Below are 6682 nucleotides of genomic sequence, written 5' to 3' on the forward strand. Positions count from 1 at the left end.
CAGTGGCGCACCGCATACAATGGAGTCGCCGATGCCTGCCCAGGAGATCTTGTGCTTCCACGCATACCAGCCGCAGAACAGCGTCGTTCCTGCGATGCCGCCGTGGGCGGCCATGCCTCCCTGGTTCAGCAGGAAGAAGGTCCACGGCGCATGAATGAACTCGTCAAAATTGTACAGCAACATGTAGCCCAGCCGACCGCCCAGCACGAGGCCGAAGAGCGACACCAGCGTGATGAAGTCCGCCACCGCCTCCGGCTTGATCTCCGACAAACCCCGCTTCGCCAGAAAGAACATCACCCGGTAGGTGAGGTAGAACCCCAGCACATACGCGAGGCCATACCAATGAACGGCGATCTTGTCCGTGAACTTGATCACAAACGGGCTGAGGTCGTGCAGGTAGTAAGCGAAAATCATGGGGCACAAGGCATGGACGGGAGCGGCGTCCGCACAAGGAACAAAATGCAGCAGGCAGTCCGCTGGGCTGGCTGTGCTGACGCTGGTTGATTAAGTCAGCTTAACTATTTAGTATGGTTAAATAGTTAAGCCTGAGTGGACTGCCCACCCTTTACACGCGCCAATCCTAGTGCAGGAAGTGACGCACGCCGGTGAAGCACATGGCCATTTTGTGCTCATCTGCAGCCGCAATGACCTCGGCATCCTTCACGGAGCCGCCGGGTTGGATGGCGGCCGTGGCTCCGGCTTCGGCAGCGGCGATCAGGCCGTCCGGGAAGGGGAACATGGCGTCTGAGGCGACGATGCAGCCCTTGAGGGAAAGTCCGGCTTCCTTGGCCTTCCAGATGGCGATGCGGCAGGAGTCCACGCGGCTCATCTGGCCGGCGCCAATGGCCAGCGTGCGGTCGCTGGTGGCGAAGACGATGGCGTTGGACTTCACGTGCTTCACCACGCGCCAGCCGAAGCGCATGGCTTCGAGCTCGTCGCGGGTCGGCGGGCGGATGGTTTTCACTTTGGATTCCAGATCGTCCAGGCCCAGGGCGCGGGAGTCGCTGTCCATCACCATCACGCCGCCAGGAGCGGAGCGGATGGTCGGCTCGGTGAGGGCTTCGGCCACGCCGGGCAGCATCTGGATCAGGCGCAGGTTCTTTTTCTTCTGCAGCAGCGCACGTGCGTCCGCATCGAAATCCGGGGCGATGATCACATCGGTAAAAATCTCCGAGATGATGCGGGCCAGACCCAGCGTCATGCTGCGGTTCACCACGATGACGCCGCCAAACGGAGCCTGCTTGTCTGTTTCGAAAGCCTTCTGCCAGGCCTCGCGCAGATCTTCATCCGCACAGCCCACGCCGCAGGGATTGGTGTGCTTGAGGATGGCCACGGTGGGGCGGCGGAATTCCAGCGCGATCTCGGCCGCAGCGTGGATGTCCAGCACGTTGGTGTAGCTGAGGTCCTTGCCGTGCAGCTTCACGAAGTAGTCGCCGAAGTTGCCGTAGAGGGAGGTCTTCTGGTGCGGGTTGTCGCCGTAGCGCAGCTCTGCGTAGAGAGGCAGGCTGAGGTTGAAGGTCTTCTGCGTGGTCTGCTCCTTGTTCAGGTAGGCGGCGATGGCAGTGTCATAGGCGCCGGTGCGTTGAAACACCTTGCAGGCTAGCCGCTCGCGGGTGCCCAGAGTGGTGTCTCCAGCGTGCTCCTTCATCTCTTCCAGCACGACGCTGTAATCGGCAGGATCGGTGATCACGGTCACCCAGCGGTGATTCTTCGCCGCGCTGCGCAGCATGGATGGGCCGCCGATGTCGATGTTCTCGATGGCTTCTTCCAGCGTCACGTCCTTCTTGGCGATGGTCTGCTCAAAGGGGTAGAGATTCACCACCACGAGGTCGATGCACGGGATGTCGTGCTTCTGGGCGTTCTTCTTGTCCTCCTCGTTGTCACGGCGCTGCAGCAGGCCGCCGTGGACCTTCGGGTGCAGCGTCTTCACGCGGCCGTCAAACATCTCCGGAAAGCCGGTGTGCTCCGACACATCCGTGACCGTCAGGCCACCCTCCTTGAGGTGCTTGGACGTGCCCCCCGTGGACAGCAGCTCCACCCCGAGCGCCGCCAAACCTTTGGCGAATTCGAGGAGGCCGGATTTATCAGAAACAGAAAGCAGGGCGCGGGCGATGGGCATGTGTGTCTTGGGAGGAAGTTCGGGGGCGCGGAGTAAAGGGAGAATTATGGGGGTGCCAAGCGCATTTCACGAGCCAATTTTGTGCCCCGGTCAAAGAGGTTTTCGATTCAACCCTGCGAAACTTGGAGGTATGAGCTTTACACCGCAGAGTTGGAAACGCCGCAGAGTTTTTCAGAAGCAAATCTCTGCGGCGTTCCAGTCTCTGCGGTGTAAAAATCCGTCATTTATTAGCCCTCCCCTCAAGGCCCTACCTTCGGCACAAACGGCGGGTAGAACTTCCGCGCTCCAAACTCCACGTAGCGGTTCTCCCCGCTCTTCAAATAGACGGGTAGGGGACCCTTCTCCCCAGCACCCTCCGGCTGGTAAATGAAGTGATTGCAGGTGACATCCAGCCCACGTTTCATCATCGTCCCATCATCCAATTCCACCGCCTCCTCCGCACGGCGAAACAGCCCCTCTTCCTGCCCGGCAAAGCGCAGGTTCGGCTCGTAGCGATCATCCTTGCCCAGCGTCGTGTAGTACTTCGCATCGCCCAGCGCCGTCGGGTATTCCGTCCACTCATACTCCGCCGGGCGCAGGTGAATGCGCCACGAAAGAATCACGAGCGACGTGAGCAGCACCGCCCAGCCCAGCAGCAGCCGGCCGGGTGTGTCGCGGATTTCATTGGCAGCCATGGGGCAGGGGCTATGAAAGGGGACCCGCCCCCACAAGGCAAGGGGGGATTTCGATTGTCAGCGCAGCCCCGGAGGATAGGCCTCCCGGCCTGTCACCGGATCGAGGCGTCCCGCCTTCGTCTGGAAATGCGACGCAAGGCCCGCATCCCACGAATCGGAGAAGGCACAGAATGGAAAGGGGGTGCACCTTGAGTCAGCAGCCCACGCTGGGACGAAGGATTCCAGGGACGCGCACAGCGCATCCCTACCACCCAGAGCAGCACGTGCCGCAGGGCTGGTAGGGAACCGCTGTGCGGGTCCGTGATTTCGGGTCTGTGACGGCGCAGGCACCCAAAAAGGTCCGCCGTCCATGTTGTGCTCGAAAAACGGAAACGCATCGCCCACGACTTCATTGCGAGAAGGGGGCTCCTTTTGAAGATTTGTGCGGCACGGCACCACAAATCAAGGTTGTCATCCCCGCGCCCTTCGGCTTCGATGAACTCCCTATGAGCAAAAAATGGCGCATCGCCGGCATCAATTTCGATCACTTCCACATGGGCGACCTGCTGCGCCAGACCTCCGAGCATCCGAACGCGGAGATCGTGGGCATTTGCGATGAGCAGCCCGCACGCCTCGTGGACGCCCAGCGGAATTTCAGCCTCACCGACGCTCAGGTCTTCACCGACTACCGCGCCTGCATGGAGCAGACGAAGCCCGACATCGTCATCCTCTGTCCCGCCGCTTCGAATCACGGCGACTGGGTCTCCAAGATCGCCCCCTTTGGCACCCACATCATCATGGAGAAACCCTTCGCCGGATCGCTGGCGGAGGCCGATGCCATGATCGCCGCCATGCAGCCGCACGGCAAGCTTCTCACCGTCAACTGGCCGCTCGTCTGGGACGCCGGCCAGCAGACCGCCCACCGCCTCATCCAGGAAGGCCTCATCGGCGAAGTCCGCGAATTCCACCACCACGGCGGCAATCGCGGCCCGCTCTACCACGGTGCCGACAAGATCGAAAAAGAACCCAGCGCCGCCGAAAAAGCCGCCAGTTGGTTCTACAGCATGGCGCAGGGCGGGGGCTCCTTGCTCGACTACATGGGCTACGGCACCACCCTCGGCACCTGGCATCTCGGCGGCAAGGCCCCGCTGGAAGTCACCGGCGTCTGGGACGAACCCGCCGGGCTGGAGGTGGACGAGCACGCCGTCGCCATCATCCGCTACAGCTTCGGCCTCAGCAAAAGCGAAACCCGCTGGGGCACCTTCACCGATCCCTGGACCCACCAGCCCCAGCCCAAGTGCGGCTTCGTCCTCAAAGGCACCGACGGCACCCTCTCGTGCTACGACTACGAACCCACCGTCCGCGTCCAAACCCGCGCCCGCCCGGAAGGCTACGAAATCCCGGTCGATCCCGTCCTCGCCCCGAACCGCAATCCCGTCGAGCACGTCATCCACCACCTCGAAACCGGCACGCCCCTCATCGGCCCGCTCCGCCTCGACATCTCCCGCATCGGCCAGCAGATCGTCGATACCGCATTCCAGAGCGCCCAGGAGAAACGGACGCTGAAGCTGGTGGGGTAGGCCGGAGTTTGGGAGGCTTGTTTTCTGGCGTAGGCCAGTTTCAGAGCCTCCAAACGACCCAGTTATTAACTACCAACAATCAATGTAATGTAAAGTGTGCCTGGATTTGGAAATATGGCTGTTGCGCGCAGCGCAATTCCGATCATTTTTCAACTGTAGTCATTGAATCTGACAACTCGTCCCACTTGCTTGTAACCTGTGAGACAGCCCCGCCAAGGCCTGCAAACCTTGGCGTTTTTTTTAACCCCGTGATCTTTTTATGAATGCCTTCCAAGTGAAAATCTTTTCTTCCAATGATCCAAAGGGCCTGGAAAAGGAAATCAATGATTGGTTGGCGAACAAGACCGGCGCTGCGCCGCGTGTGTTGAAGGATATTAAATTTTCTTGCTCCGTTACTGGCGAGGCTTCAACCGCTCCATACGAGCTTTATTCGGCACTCCTTTATTTCGTAGGACCCGTTTGACATCTGGAAAAGATGCCAGGCATGAATGGCACTCAGTTAAGAGCATTGATCGTGGGTTTGGCGACGAGCGGAACCACGTCTGAGGATTGCAGTTTGCCAAACATGACCCCCCAAAGTAAGGATCACCCCCTATGAAAATGCAGATGTTCAAAGCTGTCTACGGCAAGGGTGGAGAAGTGGAGCAAGCGGCAAATGAGTGGTTCGCCAACAATCCTGGAATCAAGGTGGCGTTTATGTCTCAGAGTCATCCGCCGGGAAGTGATGATGTAGAACCAACTATCACCATCTTGTATCATGAGCCGAGGATCAGAAAAGCCTCGGCCCCAAGAAGAAAAATCTGAATTTCATATTCAGCCGGACCCGACACCAGTGAGCTATTTTTTGTCATTCCATGACAATCGAGAACATACCGACTGAATTGAAAAGAACGCCTCTTTATGTGAGCAATTATTTCGTGCCTGAGTTGGAGAAGTTTTTGGCAGCGAAGTATCAGTGGTCAAATGATGATGACAAAGCGGGCGATCTTGAGAATATCGAGTGGTGGAGATTATCGTTCGGAATTCCTGAGTCCATTCCTTCCTGGGACTCTGCGTGTCAATTCACTGACGGCGAAGTTATGAGAGTGGATTTCGAAGTCATAGGTTTTCTTGGTCGTAACGAAAACCAACGCACTCGGATAATCGGCGCTGTGGAATATTACTATCAATCCTCTAGCGAGACTGGACCAGCAAAAGTGATGTGCAATATCGTGGATGCCGACGTTATGGGGTAACGGTAACAAAAGTGTCGAGAAAAGATGCTAGGCATTTAGTACAGATGTTGATGGTGTATTCATCTATATTGCAACAAGTTATGTCGTCATTCACGCATGCCTTACTTTGGCGCGTAAACTGGGGCGAGTAGTGATCAAGCCTGCGAGTCGGCAGGCCGCTGACAGGTAACGCTACGACGGCGGCAGGGCTTTGACCGATGGCCCCTGCTCCGAGCGAAGCCCCCTTCCCAGCACCTCACCAAGGCTACGGGTCATAGATTCCTGGAGGATTCCAGACGAGTTGCGCGGGCGGGCGGTTCCGGCCTTCTCCCCTGCCATCTCCTGACAGCGCCGCCGCGAGGCTGTCGGTGACGAGGGTGGCTGGGATCGAGACGCCGGAGCCGGTGACTTTTCCTTCCAGGGAGGCTCGGAGATCGCTCATGGACAAGAGGTTTTCGGAAACCATCTCAGACATCTCATAGGCGACCACTCCACCGCTGCCGGCACTCATCCAGGCCAGGCGGATCTTCACGCTGCGCATGCCGTTAAACCACTGCCATAGGTAATCATCCTCGCGGAGCTGCGAGGCCTTGGGATTACGAGGGGCTGACGGCCCTGCAGCGGCATCCATGGCTGTGAGCGCGCAAGCCAAGCAGGCAAGAAAGAGGCGGGCTTGGCTCATGGAGATGATTTCATCACACCGTGAGCGGGTCGTCAAGCCAGCTCCCCCTGCATCAAGCCCGGAGGATCAAGATGATCCTCGTCTGCCAGTATCACCCATAGAGCTCTGGTTTGGTATCAAGGTATCACTCCCTATATATAGGGAGTGATACCTTGATACCAACCTCCCGTCGGTATCATGATACCGATTTGATACCACAGTGATACTTGATACCATGTCATCACACACGGTGGCTGCCTCCCGCTGGGCTTTGCCTGAGCCATCCGACGGCAGCCCCTTTCCCCCAGCAACCACGGCCAATGCGGGAGGTCCCCTGCCCCTTTGGCGGCCCGTAGGGGCATGGAGGAAAAGATGCCTGGAAAAGATGCCATAGTCACCGGTAGGGCCGCCCGCAGGGTCAGGTTCACAGGGTCAAATCGGGGTCAAAATGGATT

Annotated in this window: 8 protein-coding genes; 4 read left to right on the forward strand and 4 right to left on the reverse strand. The window is 58.6% G+C overall.

Annotated features, from left to right (window positions below; genetic code table 11):
* The 3 genes from ACIREA_RS23410 to ACIREA_RS23420 form a co-directional block, all read right to left on the reverse strand.
* The coding region (locus ACIREA_RS23410; RefSeq protein ID WP_397384763.1) for a prolipoprotein diacylglyceryl transferase family protein at positions 1-414 on the reverse strand (414 nt) is incomplete at its 3' end.
* A gap of 166 nt (positions 415-580) precedes the next feature.
* Positions 581-2119, reverse strand: coding sequence for a bifunctional phosphoribosylaminoimidazolecarboxamide formyltransferase/IMP cyclohydrolase (purH, locus tag ACIREA_RS23415; protein WP_397384764.1), 1539 nt, complete (start codon positions 2117-2119; stop codon positions 581-583).
* A 239-nt stretch (positions 2120-2358) separates the two neighbouring features.
* Positions 2359-2793: a hypothetical protein gene (locus ACIREA_RS23420; protein WP_397384765.1), complete on the reverse strand. Its 435-nt coding sequence runs from the start codon at positions 2791-2793 to the stop codon at positions 2359-2361.
* 485 nt (positions 2794-3278) lie between these two features.
* On the opposite strand from ACIREA_RS23420, the gene ACIREA_RS23425 reads away from it, so the two are divergent.
* The 4 genes from ACIREA_RS23425 to ACIREA_RS23440 all read left to right on the forward strand — a co-directional run bounded on the left by ACIREA_RS23425 (position 3279) and on the right by ACIREA_RS23440 (position 5587).
* Positions 3279-4352: a Gfo/Idh/MocA family protein gene (locus ACIREA_RS23425; protein ID WP_397384766.1), complete on the forward strand. Its 1074-nt coding sequence runs from the start codon at positions 3279-3281 to the stop codon at positions 4350-4352.
* Between the two features lie 259 nt (positions 4353-4611).
* The gene (locus ACIREA_RS23430) at positions 4612-4815 is read left to right on the forward strand and encodes a hypothetical protein (protein WP_397384767.1); all 204 of its coding nucleotides are present in this window, start codon (positions 4612-4614) and stop codon (positions 4813-4815) included.
* A 143-nt stretch (positions 4816-4958) separates the two neighbouring features.
* Positions 4959-5156 (forward strand): hypothetical protein, encoded by a 198-nt coding sequence (locus tag ACIREA_RS23435; RefSeq protein ID WP_397384768.1) that lies wholly within the window; start codon positions 4959-4961, stop codon positions 5154-5156.
* A gap of 50 nt (positions 5157-5206) precedes the next feature.
* A complete protein-coding gene (locus ACIREA_RS23440) occupies positions 5207-5587 on the forward strand; it encodes a hypothetical protein (protein WP_397384769.1) in 381 nt (126 codons plus the stop codon).
* A gap of 244 nt (positions 5588-5831) precedes the next feature.
* Here the strand turns inward: ACIREA_RS23440 and ACIREA_RS23445 are convergent, their stop codons facing one another.
* Positions 5832-6248, reverse strand: coding sequence for a hypothetical protein (locus ACIREA_RS23445; RefSeq protein ID WP_397384770.1), 417 nt, complete (start codon positions 6246-6248; stop codon positions 5832-5834).
* Positions 6249-6682: the final 434 nt, after the last annotated feature.

The sequence above is a fragment of the Prosthecobacter sp. genome (genome assembly GCF_044373815.1).
GTDB lineage: Bacteria > Verrucomicrobiota > Verrucomicrobiia > Verrucomicrobiales > Verrucomicrobiaceae > Prosthecobacter.

Bases quoted from the DNA above. Each gene is read 5' to 3' on its own strand.
- ACIREA_RS23425 (WP_397384766.1), top strand. From the start codon at position 3,279: ATGAGCAAAAAATGGCGCATCGCCGGCATCAATTTCGATCACTTCCAC.
- ACIREA_RS23435 (WP_397384768.1), top strand. From the start codon at position 4,959: ATGTTCAAAGCTGTCTACGGCAAGGGTGGAGAAGTGGAGCAAGCGGCA.
- purH (WP_397384764.1), bottom strand. From the start codon at position 2,119: ATGCCCATCGCCCGCGCCCTGCTTTCTGTTTCTGATAAATCCGGCCTC.
- ACIREA_RS23420 (WP_397384765.1), bottom strand. From the start codon at position 2,793: ATGGCTGCCAATGAAATCCGCGACACACCCGGCCGGCTGCTGCTGGGC.
- ACIREA_RS23445 (WP_397384770.1), bottom strand. From the start codon at position 6,248: ATGAGCCAAGCCCGCCTCTTTCTTGCCTGCTTGGCTTGCGCGCTCACA.
- ACIREA_RS23430 (WP_397384767.1), top strand. From the start codon at position 4,612: ATGAATGCCTTCCAAGTGAAAATCTTTTCTTCCAATGATCCAAAGGGC.
- ACIREA_RS23440 (WP_397384769.1), top strand. From the start codon at position 5,207: ATGACAATCGAGAACATACCGACTGAATTGAAAAGAACGCCTCTTTAT.